This window comes from Nocardia sp. NPDC057663, from assembly GCF_042799895.1.
Classification (GTDB): Bacteria; Actinomycetota; Actinomycetes; order Mycobacteriales; family Mycobacteriaceae; genus Nocardia.
Map to the genome: position 1 here is coordinate 685,221 of NZ_JBHVHX010000001.1, position 20,006 is coordinate 705,226.

The window sequence follows — 20,006 nt, forward strand, 5'->3', positions numbered from 1 at the left end:
CCGCCACGGCGGGCGGGCCTTCGGGGTGTCTGCGCAGACTAGCGGCTGCTGCGGCGGCTCTTCTTCCGCGGCGGTGGCAGCAGGCCCTCGGCGCGCAGGCGCGAGGCGTGCTCGGCCAGCGCCTCTACCAGCGGACCCACCTGCGCCGTCTCGGGCTGCACGTCCACGCGCAGACCGAACTCGATCGCGGTCTCGGCCGTCTTGGGGCCGATGCAGGCGACGATGGTGCGTGCGTGCGGCTTGCCCGCGATACCGACCAGGTTGCGGACCGTGGAGGACGAGGTGAACAGGACCGCGTCGAAACCGCCGGTCTTGATCATCTCGCGGGTCTCCGCCGGCGGCGGCGACGCGCGCACGGTGCGGTAGGCGGTGACGTCGTCGATCTCCCAGCCGCGCTCACGCAGGCCCTCGGCGAGGGTCTCGGTGGCGATGTCGGCGCGCGGCAACAGCACCCGGTTGACCGGGTCGAACACGTCGTCGTAGGGCGGGAAGTCGGCGAGCAGGCCCTCGGAGGACTGTTCACCGCTGGGCACCAGCTCGGGGTTGATGCCGAACGAGCGCACCTTCTCCGCGGTGGCCTCGCCGACACAGGCGATCTTCACGCCGGAGAACGCCCGCGCGTCCAGGCCGAACTCGGCGAACTTCTCCCACACCGCGCGCACCGCGTTGGTGGAGGTGAACACCACCCACTGGTAGCGGCCGTCGACCAGGCCCTTCACCGCGCGCTCCATCTGCGCGGGGCTGCGCGGCGGCTCGACCGCGATGGTCGGCACCTCCATCGGGATGGCGCCGTGGGTCACCAGCCGCTCGCTCATCTCGCCGGCCTGGTCCTTGGTACGCGGCACCAGCACGGTCCAGCCGTAGAGGGCACGCGACTCCCACCACGACATCTTCGAGCGCTTGTCGACCTCCTTGCCGACCGTGACGACCAGCGGGCCGACCAGCTCGGAGGCGGCGTTGTTCAGGGTGGCCAGCGTCGCCTCGATGGTGCGCTGCTGGCGGGTGGTGCCACGCACGGTCACCGCGACCGGAGTCTGCGGGGCCATGCCGTGTTCGACCAGCGCACTCGCGGTCTCGGCCAGGTGCCCGGAGGTGGCGCTCAGCACCAGCGGTCCGGGGGCCGCGGCCAGCGCCGCCCAGTCGACCTCGCCGCGCACGTCCGCCTCGGTGTGCCCGGAACCGAGGGCGATACCCGCGTAGCTCGGCACCGCGGAGCCGTTCGGCAGGCCGGGCAGCACCTCGAACACCATGTGCGAGCGAGTGACGGCGTTGACCTCGTTGATCACCGAATCGGTGGTCAACGGATCACCGGCGACGACGCGCACCACATCGTGACCGCCACGGGCCTCGGCGATCAGCGTCTTGGCCACCTCGGCGGGCTCGCCGAGCGCCGGACGCACGTCCACCGGACGCTCGCCGTCCTCGGCGGCCTCGACGGCGATGCCGATCAGCGCGAGCACGCCCTTGTCGACATCGGGGTCGGTGAACGCCAGCGTCGCCCGCTCGAGCACCTCGCGGGCGCGCACGGTCAGCAGGGCCGGGTCGCCGGGGCCGGATCCGACGAAAAGGATCCGCCCTGGTTGCTTCTTGGTGCCTCGGCTGCTCATCGGTTGTTCTCCATCGGGCTGGAATTGGTGAAGTCTGGGGCGGGGGTGTTCACCGCCTGTGTGGGGGAACCGACCTCCGGTTCCGGCTCGTCCGCGACGCTCAGCAAAGCGCGAGCGCCCAGATCCAGCAGATCGCGCGCGAGTGCGCGACCGAGCTCCTCGGCGTCGCGCGGCGCGCCGACGATCGAGGCGCGCAAGACGTCGGAGCCGTCGATCGCGGCAGCACAGGCTCGCAGCGACAGCTCCTCGAAGATGCGGCCGTCCTCGTCGATCGACTCGACGACCTCGGCGATGGCGCCGATCGGCGCGGTGCAGCCGGCCTCGAGTTCACCGAGCAGCGAACGCTCGGCCAGCACCGCGGCTCTGGTCGGGGCGTCGTCCAGGCCGGTGAGGATCTCGATCAGCTGCGGGTCGTCGCTGCGGCATTCCACCGCGAGGGCGCCCTGTGAGGGGGCGGGCAGCATCTGCACCGGCTCGAGCGATTCGGTGATCGCGTCGGTCCGCCCGATTCTGGACAGACCGGCACGGGCGATGACGATGGCGTCGAGTTCGCCCTCACTCACCTTGCGCAACCGGGAGTCGACGTTGCCGCGCAGCGGGACGATGTCGAGGCCGAGTCCGAGCGCCCGCAGCTGGGCAGCGCGGCGCGGCGCCGAGGTGCCCACCTTGGCGCCGGCGGGCAGTTCACCGAGGACCAGTCCGTCGCGGGCGACCAGCGCGTCGCGCGGGTCCTCGCGGGGCGGGATGGCGGCGATGGTGAAGCGCGGGTCCTGCGCGGTGGGGAGGTCCTTGTAGGAGTGCACCGCGATGTCGATGCCGCCTGCGGCGAGCTCGTCGCGCAGCGCCGAGGTGAACACCCCGACGCCGATCTTCTGGACCGGATCCGACGACAGATCACCCGGTGTCTTGATGACGACCAGCTCGGCGGGCTGGCCCGCCGCGATCAGCGCATCACGGATGGTCCCCGCCTGTGTCAGCGCGAGCAGGCTGCCGCGCGTGCCGATCCGCCACGGCGCACTGCTGCTGCCTGCGGTCACGGTGTCCTCTTCCTGCACTGTCGTGATCATGCGTCCTGCCCATCGCCGAGGTGTCCTGCGGTGAAGTCGTCGGCCAGCGCGGACTCGGCCGCAGCGACCTCCATGGGAGCGGCAACCGCTTGCACCGCACCGGGTTTCAGTTCGAACAGCTCACGCAACGCCTCGGCGTAGCTGTCGCCACCCGGCGTCGATGCCAGCTGTTTGACGCGCACCGTCGGCGCGTGCAGCAGCTTGTCGACGACGCGGCGCACGGTGCGCGCCACCTCGTCGCGAGCCGGATCGGCCAAGTCGGGTAGCCGCGAATCCAGGCGGAGCAGTTCGGCCTCCACCACCTCGGCGGCACGCTGACGCAGTGCGGCCACCGTCGGGGTGACCTCCGCCATGCGTTGCCCGGCAAGATATTTCGCGAGTTCGTCGGCGACGATCTGACGCGCGGCGGCGGTGTCGTCGGCCGCGGCGCCCGCGGCCGGATCGCGCTGCAGCGATTCGATGTCGATGACGGCGACGCCGGGCAGACCCGCCACGGCGTGCTCCACATCGCGGGGCAGGCCGAGGTCGCAGAAGACCAGCGGATGTTCGGCGGCGTCGGTGCGGGCCCGGCCCGCGAGCGCGCGGTGGGTGTCGGCCAGTGTCACGACCGCACCGACCGCGCCGGTACAGGTGATGACGACGTCCGCGGCCGCCATCGCCTCGGTGAGGTGCGACATCTCGACGGCCTCGGCGTCGACGCCGTGCATGCTGCGCCCGGTCTCGGCGAGGCGCTGCGCGCGGTCGAGCGTGCGGTTGGCGACGATGATCCGGCCGATCCCGGCCCGCGACAGGTGCGCGACGGCCAGGCCGCCCATCGCACCGGCGCCGAGCACCACCGCGGTGCGGCCGGCGAGATCGCCGACGACGCCGCGCGCCCGGTCCAGTGCCACCGACACCACCGAGGCGCCCGCCCGGTCGATCCCGGTCTCGGAGTGCACCCGCTTGCCGACCCGCAGCGCGTGCTGGGCCAGTTCGTGCAGGGTGCGCCCGACCGCCTGCTGCCCGTCGGCGCTGGCGTAGGCACTGCGGATCTGGCTGAGCACCTGCTGCTCGCCGACGACCATCGAGTCGAGGCCGCTGGCGACCGCGAACAGGTGCTCGGCCGCGGCCTCGCTGTAGCGCACGTAGGCGTGCCTGGTCAGATCGCCCAGCGGCAGCCCGGAATGCTTGGTGAGCAGTTCGCTGACCTCGCCGAGCCCGCCGTGGAAGGCGTCGACCACGGCGTAGACCTCGACGCGGTTGCAGGTGGAGACGATCATCGCCTCGGACACATGGCTGGACTCGAGCAGCCGGTCGACCAGCTTCGGGCGGTCGGCCTCGCTGATAGCGACCTTCTCGAGCACCGAGACCGGTGCACTCCGATGAGAAATTCCGACGAGCAGGACACTCATGGCGTGATCACCGATCCCTTGGTGCTTGGCTCCGTTGCCGAATGCGGGGTGGCCGAGTGCGGCGCGGTGCGTCGCTGCGGCCTGCCGCGCGCCGGTTCGACCGGCGCGGGGTGCGTGAGGGCGGGATGGTTCTGCGCAGGCACCCGGCGCGCGATCCGGCCGGACCCGGCCTGGGCCACCTCGGGCAGGGCGGGCGCGTCGTTGCGGGCGGCGTCGAAGGAGAGCATCTGCAGCTCCATCGCCAGGTCGACGCGGCGAACCTCCACATGGGCGGGCGCGCGCAGGGCACACGGGGCGAAGCTCAAGATCGACGGGAGCCCGGCGGCGACGAGCCGGTCGCACACGTCCTGGGCGGCCTCGTCCGGTACGGCGAGTACCGCGATGGTCGGCGCGAGCGCCGGAATCTGCTCGGTGAGCTGCTCGACATCGCGCACGACGAGACCGGCGTACGCCTGGCCGATCACCGCGGGGTCGTTGTCGAAGATCCCGACCACGGTGAAGCCACGTACCCCGAAACCGCCGTAGCCGACCAGGGCGCGGCCCAGATTGCCCGCACCGATCAGCACCACCCGATGTCCCTGCGACAGACCGAGCACATCTTCGATCCTGGTGCGCAACTTGGCCACGTCATAGCCGACACCCCGCACGCCGTTGGGTCCGAGGAAGGAAAGATCCTTGCGCAGCTTGGCCGAATTGACACCCGCCGCGACAGCTAGTTCCTCACTCGATACGATGGCTACACCCTCGTCGGCCAACCCGGCGAGAACCCGGAGATAAGTAGCAAGACGAGTCACCGTGGCCTGGGGGATATCCCTCTGAAGAGCCTTGCCGGAGACGCCACCTGGCGTCTCATGCTGCTCTGTCACGTCGTCGGCTCCTCGTTCCGGGCCTGATCGCGGTCCGGTTCCTCTGTTCGTTCACCGGTTGTGGGTCGCTGCGTCGCTAGTGAGCGACCGGTGCCATGGGGGGCGGTACAAACCCGGCCACCGCCGCTGCTGGGGGCGGCGGTGCGGATTGCGTGCCACCACCGTAACCGCTTGTGCAGGCGTTCACAAAGTCGGTGAAATTGGCCTCATTTTCCGCCGCGACCAGCGAAACGGCTCAAGTCGGCCCGCAAACGTGGCTCATCGACGTCGAAATAGCTGTGTTCACGGCCGTCCAACAGGACCACGGGCAGCCGATCGCCGTATTCGGCACGCAGTCCGGGGTCGCTGACCGCGGCTTCGTCGACGTCTACGGTGTGCACCGGGAGACCGAAATCACCACAGATCGTCTCCAATTGCGCCAGTGCGATGCTGCACAGGCCACAACCGGCGCGCGTCAACAGGGTCACGGTGGGTGTGGGATTAGTCATGAGCTCTATTTAATCCTCGAGCCCGCCGCGGGTTGTCGGTGAATCCGGTTACTGTGGACATGGTTCGCGCGACTAGCGGAGGGTACTGGTGCCGGAACGTTCGAAGGTGGCTAGGGCCGGATTCGTCGCAGGGCGATTCGGAGAGTTCCCTGCGCGGTGGCAGCCCAGCCGCCTCGGCCAGGAACTACAGGAACAGTTCGCACGGCTGCCGCGCAGCCCGTTCGGGCCGAGCGAGGAGGAGCTGCGCGCCAACCTGGCCGGTGAGGCCAGCGCCGACGCCGCGCTCAGCCTGCACGATGCCGAGCTCGCCGAACAGGGCGACGACACGGGCCCCGAGGTACCGCGTGATCTGACGGCGGCGGCGTTCTTCGACGTCGACAACACCCTGGTGCAGGGCGCCTCGATCGTGCACTTCGCCCGCGGGCTGGCCGCCCGCAAATACTTCAAGACCGCCGACCTGGTCGACGTCGCCTGGAAGCAGGTGAAGTTCCGGGTCACCGGCAAGGAGAACTCCTCCGACATGGCCTCGGGCCGGGAGAAGGCGCTCAGCTTCATCGCGGGCCGCCCGACCGCCGAACTCGCCGCGCTCGGCGAGGAGATCTACGACGAGATCATCGCCGACAAGATCTGGCCCGGCACCCGCGCGCTCGCCCAGATGCACCTCGACGCGGGCCAGCAGGTCTGGCTGGTGACCGCGACGCCGGTGGAGCTGGCCAACGTCATCGCCAAGCGCCTCGGCCTGACCGGCGCCCTCGGCACGGTCGCCGAGAGCGTCGACGGCAAGTTCACCGGTCGGCTGGTCGGCGACATCCTGCACGGCCTCGGCAAGGCGCACGCGGTGCGCACCCTGGCCATCCGCGAGGGCCTCAACCTCAAGCGCTGCACGGCCTACTCCGACAGCCACAACGACGTGCCCATGTTGTCGCTGGTCGGCACCGCGGTCGCGATCAACCCCGACTCGGATCTGCGCGAGGTCGCCAAGAACCGGGGCTGGGAGATCCGCGACTTCCGCACCGGCCGTAAGGCCGCCAAGATCGGCGTCCCCACCGCGCTCGCACTCGGCGCGGCAGGCGGCGCGGTCGCGGCAGCCATCACCCGCAAACGGGCGGGATGATTGTCCCGCCTCTCCGGGAATTTTGCGGGTCGTCCGGGAGCTCGGCTGTTTGTTCTCGGGCTCGCGTCATGCGTGGGGCAGCTGGGAGGTGGGTGGGGAGTTACCCATGTTCTCGCGTGATCAGTGGGGTGCGTCCTAGCCCATTACAGCGTTGCGGCGCTTGGCGAGCAGCTTGTAGAGGGTTTGCTGGATCGTCTCGCGGACCTGGTCGGTGACCTCGAACATCGTCATCGGGTCGTCGGCCTCTTCCGGCTCGTAGGCCGAGGTCGCGATCGGCTCGCCGAATTCGATGTACCACTTCGACGGCAGCGGGATCGCGCCGAGCGGGCCCAGGTGCGGGAACAGCGGGGTCACCGGGAAATACGGCAGGCCGAGCAGGCGGGCCAGCGGCTTGATGTCGGCCAGCTTCGGGTAGATCTCCTCGGAGCCGACGATCGAGCACGGGATGATCGGCACGCCGGTGCGCACGGCCGCCGAGACGAACCCGCCGCGACCGAACCGCTGCAGCTTGTACCGGTCGGCGTAGTTCTTGCCGACGCCCTTGAAGCCCTCAGGGAACACACCCGCGATCTGGCCGGAGCGCAGCAGGCGCTCGGCGTCGGGATGGCAGGCCAGCGTGTGCCCGGCCTTGCGGGCCAGCGCGCCCAGCATCGGCAGTTCGAAGATCAGGTCGGCGGCCAGCAGGCGCAGCGCGCGCCGGTTCGGATGCTTGTCGTGGATGGCCAGCTGCAGCATCAGGCCGTCGAGCGGGACGGTGCCCGCGTGGTTGGCCACGAGCAGCGCGCCGCCGGTGGCGGGGATGTTCTCGATGCCGGCGACCTCGACCCGGAACCAGAACTCCGACAGCGGCCGCAGGGCGGGCAGGATGACCGACTCGAGCAGGTGCACGTCGTAGCCGAACTCGTCGACCTGATAGTCGCCGGTGAACCTGCGGCGCGCGAACTCCGCGGCGTTCTCGATCTGCGTGCCGACGGCGTCGCGGACGATGTCGGACAGGCTCTTGGGCGGCCGAGTCGGCATCCCCGGCCTGCGTTCGCTCAGCGACGTCACCGGGGTGGCCTGCATCGGCTGATCAGGCCAGCGTCGCGCCGGTGGTCGTTGCCGGGCCTCGACATTCACGTCGAGACGAATTACTTTCGCTCCCTCGTTCATGTATGCGCTCCCGAACCGGCCCCGATGAGGCCGAGCAGTTTGGTTTCCGCGGCGTCGATCCATGCCGGATCGAAGACGGGCCGCAACGCTGCGCCCGCGATGAAATCGTCGAATGCCTGGACCGTGGTCCAGCGGGGGGTGAAACCGAGCTCGGTCCGCATGCGGGTCGTGTCGAGCCCGCAACCGAAGTAGAAGTAGTCGGGTTGCTCACTACTGAATCCGCGCATGACCGGGCCCATCAGCGTGCGCCCGACAGTGCGGAAAACGAAGAACGGCACCGGCGCGACTATGCGCCCTGCCCGGCGGATCGCCTGCGACATGGCCAGTGCGCCGTCGCCCGCGATATTCACCGCGCCGCCGTGTGCGCGAAATGCGGCGTGCACCAGGACGGCAACAGCGTCTTCCTCGTGCAGCAATTGGAGCCTGGATTCGCGCCCGAGCACAGTGGGCGTGATCGGCGAACGCAGATATTGCACGCCGCGATCGGCCAGCCGGGGACCCACGATCGGCGCGAAACGCAGAATCGATGCGGAAATATCGGGCCTGCGCCGCGCCATTCCGCGCACCAGCGCTTCGATATCGATCATGTCGCGCGCAAACCAACCGGACGGTGGGGTACGCGCTCCCATTTCCTCGGTGAATTTCGCCGGGTCCTTGGCGCTGCAGCCGTACACCGCCGAGGACGACCGGACGACCACGCGCCGCACCGACGGCGCCTTCTGACACACGGCGAGCAACTGCATCGTGCCGAGGACGTTGACGTCCTTCATCACCGCGCGACCGCCACCGGCGGGCGGACGGGTGAGCACGGCCGCGTGCACGACGGTATCGACGTCGTTGCCCTCGACGACCTTGCGGATCAGCGGATTCCTGATGTCGGCGCGCACGAACTCGGCGCTACCCATGCGACGGCGGAGCTCCCGGCCCGGGGTCATCGTGTCGACGGCGATCACGCGCTCGACACCCGGTTCCGCGGCGAGCCGGGACGCGACATTACTACCGAAGAAGCGGCTGGCTCCGGTCACCAGCACTACCTTCGGTACGTGTCGTTCCCGTGTATCAGAACTCGGACCTGGCCCCACTCAAAGCCCCCTGCTTCTCATGTTTTCCCGCGTACCAGAGTAGCCGCATTCGCGTCACCCACCGACACGATCAACAAGCTTTTAACGATGACGCTGTAAGAAAACACAAGCCCGTCACCTTCGAAGGTGACGGGCTCGCGTAGGCACGCAGGCTTACTTGCCGAGTTTGCGCCGCTGAACACGCGTGCGGCGAAGCAGCTTGCGGTGCTTCTTCTTCGACATACGCTTGCGGCGCTTCTTGATCACAGAACCCATAGGGTTTCCTCGCGTTTCTCTACTCGGCATCCACACGCGGTGTCGCGTGCGTCGTCTGGTGCCCGCGCCGCCGGGGCGCACCGGACACCACGAAGCGGTGCCACCGGCAGGCGGACACGAACCGAGGGTTCATGCTACCGGGACACCCGAGCAGTGACGAAACCGCCCTTCTACCTGGCGGGCTGGTTCAGCCCGCGTCGAAGTACGACGTCTCCAGGTAGTCGTGCACCGCCTTCGCGTGCACCCGGAACGAGCGGCCGACCCGCACCGCGGGCAGTTCACCCGAGTGCACGAGCCGATACACCGTCATCTTCGACACCCGCATGAGATCGGCGACTTCGGCGACGGTGAGAAACTGCGTGCCACCGCCGATCACCGGTTGTCCCTGCGTGGAGCCGACCCGCGGACCGGATGAACCCGATCCACCGCCCGACGCCGGTGAATTGCTTGCAGACATTCTGTTCGCAGACATCATGGCACCATTGACCTCCGGCACGTCCGCGCCACCGGCTTCCCCACCGGCGGAACAGACACGCACGTGCTTCTACGAGCTTAGCGGGACCAGTGGGATTACTGCGACGGGTGTGAGAAATCGGTTTTCATCCCGGGTACCCGATCGTCATTCGCTCGACGCGCCCTGTTCCGCGGAGCGTTGCTTGGAGGCGTGTAGCGCCTCGATGAACGCCGACCGCAACGCGCCCCGCTCGAGCACCCGCAGCGCCGCCGCCGTCGTGCCACCGGGCGAGGTGACCGCGGCCCGTAGATCGACCGCGCTCTGCCCGGTCTCGTCCAGCAGCGCGGCCGAGCCGATCATGGTCTGGACGACCAGCCGGCTGGCCACGTCGTGCGTCAGCCCCAGGCTCACACCGGCATCGATCATCGCCTCGACAACGAGGAAGAAATACGCCGGCCCCGAACCCGACACCGCGGTGACCGCGTCCATCTGGGCTTCGGGCACCGTCACCACCTGACCGACGGCTTCGAGCATCTCACCGACCAGCTCGAGCTGTTCGGCGTCGGTGTAGCGGCCCGCCGCGAGCACACTCATCCCCTGCCCGACCAGCATCGGCGTGTTCGACATGACCCGGACCACCGCGAAGCCCGCGGGCAGCTTGGACTCGAGCCGCGCGGTGGTGACGCCGGCGGCCAGCGAGACCAGCACCTGGTCCCGACCGGTGTCGAGGTCGGCCTTGGACAGGTCGGTGAGCACCGAGTCGACATCGCCCGGCTTGACCGCGACGACGACGATGTCGGCCCCGACGACCGCGTCGGCGACCGATCCGGTCACCCGGATCTTGAACCGCTCGGCGAGCTGCGCGGCACGCGCGGCGACCGGCTCGACGACGACCAGGTCCTTGATCGCCCTGCCGGATTCCAGCAATCCGGCGACCAGCGCCTCACCGATCCGCCCGCCACCGACCACCGCAATTCTCGTCATACAGACAAGGTTAGTGGTGCGGTGTCCCTCAGCGCGCCTGCGGGATCAACGCGAGCTGGCGGCTCTGGGCGACGACGGCGCCGGTGGAGTCGATGACCAGCTGGTCCTCGTCGAACATGCGCTCACCGACCTCACGGGCGGTCGCGATGACCCGCAGCCAGCCCGGGGCGGGGATGCGGCGCAGGTAGGTGGTCATCTGGACGGTCGGCGACCAGCCGAAGTGGCCGAGGTTCATCGGCACCGGCGGGCTCATGTCGGCGGCCATCATGGCGAAGGCGGCGCGCACGCGCGGGTCGGCCTCGTCGCCGTCGAGCGGACGGATCCACAGCCGCGCCCGGGGCGGGCCGGTCTCGCCGCGGGCGAAGTCGGCCCAGTTCGCGTCGAGGAAGACCCGCGACACCTCGCCGACGTGCACGATCTTGCCCATCGGCGAATCGGGGGTGTACTCGAGCGCGGTGGCGTCCGGCGCGGCGGGCATGTCGGTGCCGGTGTCGCTCCAGCGGGTGCCGTCGGCGTCGAGGTGGCCGAAGGTGAAGGCGGTGCGCACCAGCGTGCGCCCGTCCTGGATCAGCTCCGCGTCGGCGAGGCAGATCTGGCGGCCCTTCTTGCGGATGTGGACCGCGTACTCGACCTCGCCGGGATCGGGGGCGCCGAGGAAGTCGGAGCTGGCCGCGATGGGCGCCATCTGCGCGAGCGCGGGGTCTGCCTCGGTGAGCCAGCGGGTGGCCGCGGCGGCGCTGGCGGCGACCATCGTACCGCCGTGCACCTTGGGACCGATGGTCCAGGTGGGCGCGATGATGCCGACGTAGCGCCCGGTGTCGGCATCGGTGGTGGGGAGCTCGGTCAGGTCGACCACCTGACTGAACGGCGCGTCGGTCGCGAGTTCTCGCGTCATCGTCACTCCTGGTCGCTGTACACGGCAATTCGTACAGCGTACAAGGAGGTCATGGTGACCACCATGCCGCGGCGGTGTGATCTGTCAGGTGCGGTCGGCGTGAGTCGCGCCGGTGAGGTGCCTGCGCGCGAAATCGAGGGTGCGGCCGAGCAGCGCCGAGCGCTCGGCGGTGGTCCGCGCGGTCTGGGTGTTGATCTCGGCCACCGCGTGCCCGGTGAAGCCGGTGTGCACCAGGTACTCGCACAGCTGCGCGCACGGCTGGGTGCCGTCGCCGGGGACCAGGTGCTCGTCGTGCGCGGCGCCGCGACCGTCGGCCAGGTGCAGGTGCACCAGGCCGTCGCCCATCCGCCGCGCCAGTTCCAGCGCATCGGCGCCCGCGGTCGCGGTGTGCGACAGATCGAGGGTGTAGTGCTCGAAACCGATGTCGGTGGGATCGAACGACGGGCTGAACGCGCTCACCGACCGGCCCGGCCCCGATCGGCGCTCCAGCCTGCGCACCGCGCCCTCGCGGAACAGGGTGTCGGCCCGCATCGGGAACATGTTCTCGACCGCGACGTTCACCGGATAGCTCGCTTCGAGCTCACCGACCTGCTCGGCGAAGCCCTTGGCATAGCGGCGCTGCCAGCGGAACGGCGGATGCACCACCACGGTGTCGGCGTCCAGCGCCTGCGCGGTGCGCACGCTGCGTTCCAGCTTGGCCACGGGGTCGGCGCCCCAGACCCGCTGGGAGATCAGCAGACACGGCGCGTGCACGGCGAGCACCGGGACGTCGTAGCGCTTGACGTAGGACTGCACGGTCGCGATGTCCTGGCTGGCCGGCTCGGCCCACACCATCAATTCCACACCGTCGTAACCCAATTCGGCCGCGTAGCGGAACGCCGCCTGCGTGTTCTCCGGATATACCGATGCCGTCGACAGCCCGATTCCGATGTCCGCCCGCGCGTTCCCCACAGCCCACTCCCTGCTTCAGCTGGTACTGAGGAGAAAGGCTAGCGGTCCCAGCGTCACGAAGACGCCTACGACGACAGCGATCACAGTGCTGAAGATGTCGTCGGTGCGGCGCAGCACCCGGACCAGAGCCACGAGTCCCAGGATCACGACCATCGCGAGGGCCAGCGCCACCCACGGCAGCGTCTCCCACATCGTCTCGAAACCCTTGAACAGCAACATGCCCGCGACCGCCGCGCCGACGCTCTGCCCGGCGAGGATCAGCCACTGACGGCGGTTGGCGTCGTCGGCGGCGGTGCGCGCAGAGCGGGCACCAGCCCGGCCTGCCGCCACCCGGCTCGCACCAACCCGACTCGCGGCCACCCGGCTCGCGGCCATCCGGCTCGCCGCCCGCGACTTGGCCCGGCGCGCCACCTTGGACGCGGCGGCCTTGGTCGCGGCCCGCTTGCTCGCCCTGGTCGGCTTCGGCTCTGGTTCGTAATCGTCGTCGTAGTCGTCCTCGTCGTCGTACTCGCCGTCGTCGTACTCGGCGTCGGAGTAGTCGTTGTCGGCGTAGTCGCGGTCGGCGTAATCGGACTCGGCGTAGTCGTCGGTGTCGGGGTCGGCGCCCGGCTGCTCGCCGCCGACGCGATAGATCTCGGTGCGCGCGTCGGCGTCTTCTGCGCGCTGGCGGAGCAGGTCACCGGCCACCGACTGACCGGCGACCAAGGGCTGTTCCTGGCTGACCGGCGACCACGCGGCCGTGGCGAAACCACCGCTGTCGGGTGCGGACTCCTCGGTGTCGGGACGATGCCTGCGCGCCGACCACGACGGCAGTCCGCCCTTCTTCCCGGCGTCGGGTGCCGACCGCCTGCGATCCAGCGACGGCCGTTGATCGGCCTCGGGGGCCTGCGGCCAGCCGGTCCCCCGCGCCTGCGGGGCGTCTGCCGGATCGAAGGCCTGGGTGGCGTTGTCCTGGCGCCGGCCGAAAGCCGCGTCGACGTCGGCAAAGCCGCCGAAGCCCTGGACCGAATCCGGGCGTGGACCGAAGGCAGGTCCCGGATCCGGGTAGCCGCCGAAGCCCGGTGCCGCGTCGGCGCCCGGATAGCCGTTGAACGCCGGTGGGGCGTCCTGGCGACCGTTGAAGCCACGCGGGGCCTCGCCGCCGTAGGGCGTGGCCTCGTAGCCGGTAGGCGCGTAACCGGACGGCTCCGCGGCAGGCGCCGCGGCGGCTTCCTCCGCGGCCTCGGCGGCCCGCCTGCGCGCGGCGCGGCCACCGGTGACCGGGGGCGCCTGCGGTGGCTCGGGGATCTCCTCCGGATCGGGCTTGCGGCGACGGCCACCGGCCGCCCCCGGCACCGCGGGCAGCGCACCGGAGCCGAACATCTCGGCGATGCCGGGATCGACCGGCTGCGCCGAACCGGGCGCGCCGAGCCTGCCGGGACCACGCCCGTTAGCGCGCGTCGAGGTATCGCGCGTCGAGGTGTCGCGCGCCTCGGCCCGGAACGGACCGAACGGATCGGACGACGGGCGCGAGCCCGCCACGCCGAGGGGATCGTTGGGGTCGGGAGCGGAGAATCCCGAATGGGGATCGAAGCGGGTGATCGGCCCTGACATCGGCGAGAACGCCGGCTCGGCCGGGCCCGGCGGCGGATACGGCGCGGGCTCATAACTCGCGGGCGGTTCATAGCTCGCGGGTGGTTCGTAACTCGCCGGTTCCGGCGCGGGCTGGTAGGTCGGGGCCGGTTCGGGCGCGGGCGCGGCGTGCGAGTTCGGCTTGACGGCCGCGTTCTCACCGGTCAGATCGTTGACCGAGAGCCCACGCCCGCTGCGTCTGCGCCTGCCACCGCCACCCGACGGCGACGAGGCACCCTGCGCGGCATTGCGCGCGAGTAGTTCGGCGACGGATAGCTGTTTCGAATCCTCACCACTCATGCCGACTCCGCTCTCGCCACCGACGCGGCCGGCGGCTGGACGGCCGGGCCTCCGTTGGGCTCGGTGTCCAGTTTGCGCAGGATCAGGCCTTCGCGCAGCGCCCATGGGCAGATCTCGATGCTGTCGATCGACAACGCCCGCATACTCGCCTCCGCGACCAGTGCGCCGGCCACCAACTGCTGGGACCGGTCCGAACTCACGCCTTCCAGCTCGGCACGGTCGGCCGCGGTCATCCGGGAGATGAACGCGATCAGCTGGCGCAAACCGGAGCTGGTCAGTGTACGGCGCACCCGCGGACCGGCGGCCGAGGGTGCCGCCCCGGTCAGCCTGGCCAGCGAGCGGAACGTCTTCGAGGTGCCGACGGCCAGGTCCGGTTTGCCCGGCTCGGTGAGGGTCTTGCTCGGCCCGACCAGTTCCGCGTCGAGCCAGTCGCGCAGCACCGCGATCTTGCGCTTGCCCGGTGGATCGTCACGCAGCCACTCCCTGGTGAGCCTGCCCGCGCCGAGTTGCAGCGACAGCGCGACGTCGGGTTCCTCGTCGCCGCCGTTGGACATCTCCAGCGAGCCGCCGCCGATGTCGAGATTGATGATGCGGCCCGCGCTCCAGCCGAACCAGCGGCGCACCGCGAGGAACGTCAGCCTGGCCTCGTCGTCGCCGGAGAGCACCTCCAGATCGACACCGGTCAGGGCGCGAACCCGGCCGAGCACTTCCTCGGAGTTGGTCGCCTCACGCAGCGCCGAGGTCGCGAACGGCATCAACTCGACGCACTTGGAGTTGCGGGCCAGATCGGCGAATTCGGCGATGGTCGCGACCAGCCGCGCCTCGCCCGCCTCGGTGATCCGCCCGTCGCCATCCATGTTCTCCGACAGCCGTAACGCCGACTTCGACGAGCTCATCGGCATCGGGTGACCACCACGATGCGCGTCCACCACGAGCAGGTGAACGGTATTGCTTCCGACATCGAGAACACCAAGCCGCACAGGAATACGGTACTTGGTGATCCCGTCCTACAGGCCAGGCGACTGAACTGTTAGCGTCATAAGTTGTGACCGAAGGCGCACCTGGCTCCGCAGAGACCGGGCTCCGACCTGGGCGAAAGATCGATCCGAGCCCCGAAGTCGAGCTCGACTTCCCGCGTGAATGGATCGAGTTCACCGACCCAGCAAACGACGAGCACCAGATCGTCGCCGACCTGACCTGGCTGCTGTCGCGCTGGTCCTGTGTGTTCGGCACACCGGCCTGTCAGGGGATCATCGCCGACCGTCCCGACGACGGCTGCTGCTCGCACGGCGCCTTCCTCGCCGACAAGGACGACCGCAAGCGCCTGGCGAGTGCTGTGAAGATGCTCACACCGCAGGACTGGCAGCTGATGGGCGAGGCCACCGAGAAGGGCAAGGTGGTCAAGAAGGGTTACCTCGAACTCGACGAGCTCGAGGACGAACCCGCGCTGCGCACCCGCCGCTTCGACGGCGCCTGCATCTTCCTCAACCGCCCCGGTTTCGCCGCGGGCCCCGGCTGCGCGCTGCACATCATGGCGGTGCGCAAGGGCATCGAACCGCTCGAGGTGAAACCGGACGTCTGCTGGCAGCTGCCGATCCGCCGCACCCAGGACTGGGTGGAGCGTCCCGACGGCGAGCAGATCCTGCGCACCGTGGTCACCGAGTACGACCGCCGCGGCTGGGGCCCCGGCGGCCTCGATCTGGATTGGTACTGCACCGGCTCCCCCGACGCCCATGTCGGCGCCAAGCCGGTGTGGCAGTCCTACGCCCCGGAACTGCGCGAACTGCTCGGCGCGCCCGCCTACGAGGAACTCGCCAAGCACTGCCGCCGTCGCGAGGGTCTGGGCCTGATCGCGGTGCACCCGGCGACAGTCGAAGCCGAGCGAATCCACCCCGAAGCTCACATTTCGAATCAGTCGGCGTGAAATTCTCGCAATCTGCTGGTTCACCCCGTGGTCATGCGAAAGTCATCAAGATCGGGTTGGATCGCTGTTCATGTCGAAGAAAGCGCTTTCCCTGGCGACCCTCGTGATCGGCGCCACCCTCTCCATGACCGGCCTGGCCAACGCCGCGCCGAACGGTGATCCGGCCGCGTACGCCGACTTCACCCCGAGCTTCGTGAACTTCAACGACCCGGCCGCGGTCGACGCCGCCAAGAACGGCAAGTTCATCATCATCAGCGCGACGGGCACCACGACCACCATCGCCTGCCGGGGCAACGCCGCCGACGTCCCGATCTACGACTGCATGCAGGAAGACGCCTTCGGCTGGATCCCGCTCAAGAAGATCGACACCCCGATCGGCGTCGCCTGGAGCGCGCTCTGAGCTCGGGCCACCTACACGCCAGAACCCGGCACCACTTCCGCAGTGATGCCGGGTTCTTTCGGTTCTACGCTTCTAACTTGTAGCCGAGGCCGCGCACGGTGACCAGGTGCTCCGGCTTGGCCGGGTCGGCCTCGATCTTGGAACGCAGGCGCTTGACGTGCACGTCCAGGGTCTTGGTGTCACCGACGTAGTCGGCGCCCCAGACGCGGTCGATCAGCTGGCCGCGAGTGAGTACCCGGCCGGAGTTGCGCAGCAGGTACTCGAGCAGGTCGAACTCCTTGAGCGGCAGGGTGACCTGCCCGCCGTTGACGTGCACCGTGTGCCGGTCCACGTCCATCCGCACCGGACCTGCCTCGAGCACGCCGTTCTCGCTGCCGGAGTCCAGCTCGTCACCCGCGCCGCGGCGCAGCACGGCGCGAATGCGGGCGATCAGCTCGCGCGCCGAGTACGGCTTGGTGACGTAGTCGTCGGCGCCCAGTTCCAGGCCGACGACCTTGTCGATCTCGCTGTCGCGCGCGGTCACCATGATCACCGGCACACCGCTGCGGGTGCGCAGCTGCTTGCAGACATCGGTGCCGCTCATGCCGGGCAGCATCAGGTCGAGCAACACGATGTCGGCGCCGGAGCGATCGAATTCGGCCAGCGCGGACGGACCGTCGCCGACGACGGTGACATCGAAGCCTTCCTTGCGCAGCAGGAACGCCAGCGGATCGGCCAGCGACTCCTCGTCTTCGACGATCAACACACTCGTCATCTGCGTGCCTCCACACCGCTCGTTCGTCCAGCGGGGGTGCGCTGGATGATGGTTTCTCTCGTGGCGAGCTCCGGCGTCTGCTCCGTGTCCTCGTCCCCATCGGCTTCCAGATGGGCGGGGATGCGCAGCGTGAACGTCGAGCCGGTGCCCAGTTTGCTCCACAGGGTGATCTCACCGTTGTGGTTGGCCGCCACGTGTTTGACGATGGCCAGGCCGAGCCCGGTGCCGCCGGTCGACCGGGAGCGGGCCTTGTCGGAGCGGAAGAACCGCTCGAACACCCGTTCCTGGTCTTCCTTGGCGATGCCGATCCCGCGGTCGGTGACGGCCATCGCGACATGATCGCCGCGCAATGACCGGCTCACCGACACGTGCGAACCCTGCGGCGAGTACGCGATGGCGTTCTCGACCAGGTTCGACAGCGCGGTGACCAGCAAAGTCTCGTCGCCGAGCACTTCCAGCCCGCTGGGCCGGTCGGTGCTGACGGTGATGCCCGCGGCCTCGGCGGCGGTGCGCGACCGGTCGACGGCCTGCTGCACCACGGTGTCGACGTCGACGACGGCCAGATCGGGCAGCTTCTCGGCGCCCTGCAGCCGCGACAGCGCGATCAGCTCGGTCACCATCTTGCCGAGGCGACGCGATTCGCCCAGCACGCGCGAACCGAAGTGGCGCACCGCGTCGGGATCGTCGGCGGATTCCAGCATGGCCTCGGCCAGCAGGCTCATCGCGCCGACGGGAGTCTTGAGCTCGTGGCTGACATTGGCGACGAAATCGCGCCGGGTCGCTTCCATGCGCGCCTGCTCGGAGTCGTCGTCGGCGAACAGCACGACGAAGCTGGTCTCCTCGCGGGACAGCTTGCGGGCGACGCCGCGCACGGCGATCCGGCCACGGCCGGGCAGTGGGTTCTTCGCGGTGAGGTCGTACTCGGCGGACTCGCCGGTTTCCAGCACCTTCTCCACCGCCGCCCAGGCGCGCTCGTCGAGCAGCCGGTTACGGACCAGGCCGAGTTCCTCGGCGCGCGGATTCACCAGCACCACGTCGCGGTATTCGTCGACGACGGCGATGCCGCTCTCGGAGGCGAGCACGATCAAGTCGAGCACCTGCGACATCGTCAGTCCGGTGTCTTCCTGGGTGCGGGCGGCCTGCCTGGCGTTGACATACGGGATCAGCAGGCCCCCGACTGCCAGCCCGACGACAGCCGCGAGGACTGCCAACAGCACGGCCTGCGGAACACTCACGCTTTGATCGTACGAGTGCCGACCGACGTAGCGGTGGCGGGTCGTCGAAGTTTCGCGCAGGTCACAGGCCCTTGGCGTGGTGTTCTCGTGCCGTTCACCCGGCGGGCACCTGGAGTGTCCCGGGCGTGTCAGTCCGGCGGGTCGCCATACATCGCGAGAGTCACCGCGGCCCCGTGCCGCTCGACCCATGTGCCGAGCGCATAGATCGGCTGGAGCAGATCCCGGCCGGCCTCGGTGAGTTCGTATTCGACGCGCGGCGGCGCTTCGGCGTAGCGCTGCCTGCGTACGAGCGTCATCTGCTCCATCCGCCGCAACGTCTGGGTCAGCATCTTCTGGCTGATCCCGCCGACGGCGGTGCGCAGGTCACTGTGACGAAGCGGACCGTCCCGCAGCATGTACACGATCACGGGCAGCCAGGAGTTCCCGAACAGGTCGACGCCCATCCTGGCTGGGCAGTCGGCCTCGTAGTCGCCGTAGGGCGGGTATTCCGTCCGTTCGGCCGGTGCGGCGGTCATGCGAACCAGCCTGCCACCGCCGATAGGCACCCGCGGGTGCCTATCGGAATTCCTAGCGTCGGTGTGGTCGTCGCCGCTGGGCGCGACATCACCGGAACACAGGAGTTGTCATGCGAATTGGGATCATCGGCGCGGGGGCGATGGCGGCCGCGCTGGGCGGTGGTTGGGCCGCGGCCGGTCACGAGGTGGTGATCGGGGCCCGCTCGGCCGAGGCCGCACGCGAACTAGCCGCCCGGATCAGCTCGACGCTCGGCGATACGCCGCGCGGCACGAGCCCAGCCGACACGAGCACTTCGGCGGCACAGGTCACCGAGGCGCCGGGCATTGCCGAACCCGAGCCTGCGGCGACGATCGCGGTACGCGCCGCCGGCATCGGCGCGACGATCGCGGGCGCCGAGGTTGTGCTGATGGCGGTGCCGGTGGACGCGCTTGCCGAACTACTCGGCGATCACGGCGGCGCGTTGGCCGGGAAGGTCGTCATCGATTGCACGAATGCCTTCCTGCCCGACGAGTCCGCACCCGAGGGCGTCACCGCCTTCGTCCTGAGCGAGGACGCGGTGGCCGAACGGATCGCCGCGGGCGCCCCGAAAGCGCATGTGGTCAAGGCCTTCAATCTGCTCGCCGCCGAGGTGTGGGCAGGCCCCGATCGGATCTTCGACGGTGTGCGCCTTGCCGTCCCGCTCTGCGCCGACAACCCCACAGCGCTGCATACCGTCGCCACCCTCGCCGAAGACCTTGCCCTCCAGCCCTTCCCAGCAGGCGGCCTGCACCGAGCCAAATACCTCGAAGCCACCTCCGTTTTCACGGTAGGTCTCTGGTTCGCCGGCGCCGACGCCCGCGCGATGCTGCCACCCCTTTCCGCCGCATTCGCCGTCACCGACGCCTGACCCGAGCGCACCCATACTTGCGCGAAAAAGCCCGTCCCCGAACCATGACGTTCGGGGACGGGCTTCTCCGTATT

General features: G+C 69.5%; 21 protein-coding genes. 4 read left to right on the forward strand and 17 right to left on the reverse strand.

The window, feature by feature from the left end; translation table 11 throughout:
- Positions 1-38: 38 nt before the first annotated feature.
- From ACFVAV_RS03110 to ACFVAV_RS03130, 5 genes are all read right to left on the reverse strand, one after another.
- Positions 39-1,607: a uroporphyrinogen-III synthase gene (locus tag ACFVAV_RS03110; protein WP_379029001.1), complete on the reverse strand. Its 1,569-nt coding sequence runs from the start codon at positions 1,605-1,607 to the stop codon at positions 39-41.
- Positions 1,604-2,674, reverse strand: coding sequence for a hydroxymethylbilane synthase (hemC, locus tag ACFVAV_RS03115; RefSeq protein ID WP_379029003.1), 1,071 nt, complete (start codon positions 2,672-2,674; stop codon positions 1,604-1,606). The genes ACFVAV_RS03110 and hemC overlap by 4 nt, the downstream gene beginning before the upstream one ends.
- On the reverse strand, positions 2,671-4,065 hold the full coding sequence (locus ACFVAV_RS03120; RefSeq protein WP_379029006.1) for a glutamyl-tRNA reductase: 1,395 nt from the start codon (positions 4,063-4,065) through the stop codon (positions 2,671-2,673). The genes hemC and ACFVAV_RS03120 overlap by 4 nt, the downstream gene beginning before the upstream one ends.
- Positions 4,062-4,931, reverse strand: a complete 870-nt coding sequence (locus ACFVAV_RS03125; RefSeq protein ID WP_379029011.1) for a redox-sensing transcriptional repressor Rex — start codon at positions 4,929-4,931, stop codon at positions 4,062-4,064. The genes ACFVAV_RS03120 and ACFVAV_RS03125 overlap by 4 nt, the downstream gene beginning before the upstream one ends.
- Positions 4,932-5,137: 206 nt before the next feature.
- A complete protein-coding gene (locus tag ACFVAV_RS03130; protein WP_379029014.1) occupies positions 5,138-5,419 on the reverse strand; it encodes a glutaredoxin family protein in 282 nt (93 codons plus the stop codon).
- Positions 5,420-5,624: 205 nt separating this feature from the next.
- Between ACFVAV_RS03130 and ACFVAV_RS03135 the strand changes: the two genes are divergently transcribed.
- On the forward strand, positions 5,625-6,533 hold the full coding sequence (locus tag ACFVAV_RS03135; RefSeq protein WP_379029943.1) for an HAD family hydrolase: 909 nt from the start codon (positions 5,625-5,627) through the stop codon (positions 6,531-6,533).
- A 135-nt stretch (positions 6,534-6,668) separates the two neighbouring features.
- Here the strand turns inward: ACFVAV_RS03135 and ACFVAV_RS03140 are convergent, their stop codons facing one another.
- The 9 genes from ACFVAV_RS03140 to ACFVAV_RS03180 all read right to left on the reverse strand — a co-directional run bounded on the left by ACFVAV_RS03140 (position 6,669) and on the right by ACFVAV_RS03180 (position 15,197).
- On the reverse strand, positions 6,669-7,685 hold the full coding sequence (locus tag ACFVAV_RS03140; protein WP_379029017.1) for a lysophospholipid acyltransferase family protein: 1,017 nt from the start codon (positions 7,683-7,685) through the stop codon (positions 6,669-6,671).
- A complete protein-coding gene (locus ACFVAV_RS03145; protein ID WP_379029020.1) occupies positions 7,682-8,716 on the reverse strand; it encodes an NAD-dependent epimerase/dehydratase family protein in 1,035 nt (344 codons plus the stop codon). The genes ACFVAV_RS03140 and ACFVAV_RS03145 overlap by 4 nt, the downstream gene beginning before the upstream one ends.
- Before the next feature lie 204 nt (positions 8,717-8,920).
- The gene (locus tag ACFVAV_RS03150) at positions 8,921-9,022 is read right to left on the reverse strand and encodes a 30S ribosomal protein bS22 (protein WP_003402602.1); all 102 of its coding nucleotides are present in this window, start codon (positions 9,020-9,022) and stop codon (positions 8,921-8,923) included.
- Positions 9,023-9,209: 187 nt separating this feature from the next.
- Positions 9,210-9,479, reverse strand: coding sequence for a helix-turn-helix domain-containing protein (locus ACFVAV_RS03155; RefSeq protein WP_229739639.1), 270 nt, complete (start codon positions 9,477-9,479; stop codon positions 9,210-9,212).
- A 162-nt stretch (positions 9,480-9,641) separates the two neighbouring features.
- Positions 9,642-10,460 carry a pyrroline-5-carboxylate reductase gene (proC, locus tag ACFVAV_RS03160; protein ID WP_379029023.1) on the reverse strand — a complete coding sequence of 273 codons (819 nt, stop codon included), beginning with the start codon at positions 10,458-10,460 and terminating at the stop codon, positions 9,642-9,644.
- Between the two features lie 28 nt (positions 10,461-10,488).
- Positions 10,489-11,355 (reverse strand): thioesterase family protein, encoded by an 867-nt coding sequence (locus ACFVAV_RS03165; RefSeq protein ID WP_379029026.1) that lies wholly within the window; start codon positions 11,353-11,355, stop codon positions 10,489-10,491.
- A gap of 84 nt (positions 11,356-11,439) precedes the next feature.
- Complete coding sequence (locus tag ACFVAV_RS03170; RefSeq protein WP_379029029.1) at positions 11,440-12,306, reverse strand: sugar phosphate isomerase/epimerase family protein; 867 nt, start codon at positions 12,304-12,306, stop codon at positions 11,440-11,442.
- A gap of 15 nt (positions 12,307-12,321) precedes the next feature.
- Complete coding sequence (locus ACFVAV_RS03175; RefSeq protein ID WP_379029032.1) at positions 12,322-14,217, reverse strand: hypothetical protein; 1,896 nt, start codon at positions 14,215-14,217, stop codon at positions 12,322-12,324.
- Positions 14,214-15,197, reverse strand: a complete 984-nt coding sequence (locus tag ACFVAV_RS03180; protein WP_379029034.1) for a hypothetical protein — start codon at positions 15,195-15,197, stop codon at positions 14,214-14,216. The genes ACFVAV_RS03175 and ACFVAV_RS03180 overlap by 4 nt, the downstream gene beginning before the upstream one ends.
- Positions 15,198-15,316: 119 nt before the next feature.
- Here ACFVAV_RS03180 and ACFVAV_RS03185 point away from each other — a divergent pair, with 119 nt between their 5' ends.
- Together ACFVAV_RS03185 and ACFVAV_RS03190 are read left to right on the forward strand one after the other, a co-directional pair.
- The gene (locus ACFVAV_RS03185) at positions 15,317-16,141 is read left to right on the forward strand and encodes a hypothetical protein (RefSeq protein ID WP_379029946.1); all 825 of its coding nucleotides are present in this window, start codon (positions 15,317-15,319) and stop codon (positions 16,139-16,141) included.
- Positions 16,142-16,211: 70 nt separating this feature from the next.
- The gene (locus ACFVAV_RS03190; protein ID WP_379029036.1) at positions 16,212-16,541 is read left to right on the forward strand and encodes a hypothetical protein; all 330 of its coding nucleotides are present in this window, start codon (positions 16,212-16,214) and stop codon (positions 16,539-16,541) included.
- Between the two features lie 64 nt (positions 16,542-16,605).
- On the opposite strand, the gene ACFVAV_RS03195 is transcribed toward ACFVAV_RS03190, so the two are convergent.
- The 3 genes from ACFVAV_RS03195 to ACFVAV_RS03205 form a co-directional block, all read right to left on the reverse strand.
- Entirely contained in the window at positions 16,606-17,295 is a 690-nt protein-coding gene (locus ACFVAV_RS03195; protein WP_019049472.1) for a response regulator transcription factor, read from the reverse strand.
- A complete protein-coding gene (locus ACFVAV_RS03200; protein WP_379029039.1) occupies positions 17,292-18,530 on the reverse strand; it encodes a sensor histidine kinase in 1,239 nt (412 codons plus the stop codon). The genes ACFVAV_RS03195 and ACFVAV_RS03200 overlap by 4 nt, the downstream gene beginning before the upstream one ends.
- Positions 18,531-18,658: 128 nt before the next feature.
- On the reverse strand, positions 18,659-19,045 hold the full coding sequence (locus ACFVAV_RS03205) for a winged helix-turn-helix transcriptional regulator (RefSeq protein WP_379029042.1): 387 nt from the start codon (positions 19,043-19,045) through the stop codon (positions 18,659-18,661).
- A 110-nt stretch (positions 19,046-19,155) separates the two neighbouring features.
- On the opposite strand from ACFVAV_RS03205, the gene ACFVAV_RS03210 reads away from it, so the two are divergent.
- A complete protein-coding gene (locus ACFVAV_RS03210) occupies positions 19,156-19,932 on the forward strand; it encodes an NADPH-dependent F420 reductase (protein ID WP_379029044.1) in 777 nt (258 codons plus the stop codon).
- Positions 19,933-20,006 lie beyond the last annotated feature (74 nt).

Coding starts and splice junctions, on each gene's coding strand:
- ACFVAV_RS03110 (WP_379029001.1), bottom strand. CDS start 1,607: ATGAGCAGCCGAGGCACCAAGAAGCAACCAGGGCGGATCCTTTTCGTC.
- hemC (WP_379029003.1), bottom strand. CDS start 2,674: ATGATCACGACAGTGCAGGAAGAGGACACCGTGACCGCAGGCAGCAGC.
- ACFVAV_RS03120 (WP_379029006.1), bottom strand. CDS start 4,065: ATGAGTGTCCTGCTCGTCGGAATTTCTCATCGGAGTGCACCGGTCTCG.
- ACFVAV_RS03130 (WP_379029014.1), bottom strand. CDS start 5,419: ATGACTAATCCCACACCCACCGTGACCCTGTTGACGCGCGCCGGTTGT.
- ACFVAV_RS03140 (WP_379029017.1), bottom strand. CDS start 7,685: ATGAACGAGGGAGCGAAAGTAATTCGTCTCGACGTGAATGTCGAGGCC.
- ACFVAV_RS03150 (WP_003402602.1), bottom strand. CDS start 9,022: ATGGGTTCTGTGATCAAGAAGCGCCGCAAGCGTATGTCGAAGAAGAAG.
- ACFVAV_RS03155 (WP_229739639.1), bottom strand. CDS start 9,479: ATGTCTGCAAGCAATTCACCGGCGTCGGGCGGTGGATCGGGTTCATCC.
- proC (WP_379029023.1), bottom strand. CDS start 10,460: ATGACGAGAATTGCGGTGGTCGGTGGCGGGCGGATCGGTGAGGCGCTG.
- ACFVAV_RS03165 (WP_379029026.1), bottom strand. CDS start 11,355: ATGACGCGAGAACTCGCGACCGACGCGCCGTTCAGTCAGGTGGTCGAC.
- ACFVAV_RS03175 (WP_379029032.1), bottom strand. CDS start 14,217: ATGAGTGGTGAGGATTCGAAACAGCTATCCGTCGCCGAACTACTCGCG.
- ACFVAV_RS03190 (WP_379029036.1), top strand. CDS start 16,212: ATGTCGAAGAAAGCGCTTTCCCTGGCGACCCTCGTGATCGGCGCCACC.
- ACFVAV_RS03195 (WP_019049472.1), bottom strand. CDS start 17,295: ATGACGAGTGTGTTGATCGTCGAAGACGAGGAGTCGCTGGCCGATCCG.
- ACFVAV_RS03205 (WP_379029042.1), bottom strand. CDS start 19,045: ATGACCGCCGCACCGGCCGAACGGACGGAATACCCGCCCTACGGCGAC.
- ACFVAV_RS03210 (WP_379029044.1), top strand. CDS start 19,156: ATGCGAATTGGGATCATCGGCGCGGGGGCGATGGCGGCCGCGCTGGGC.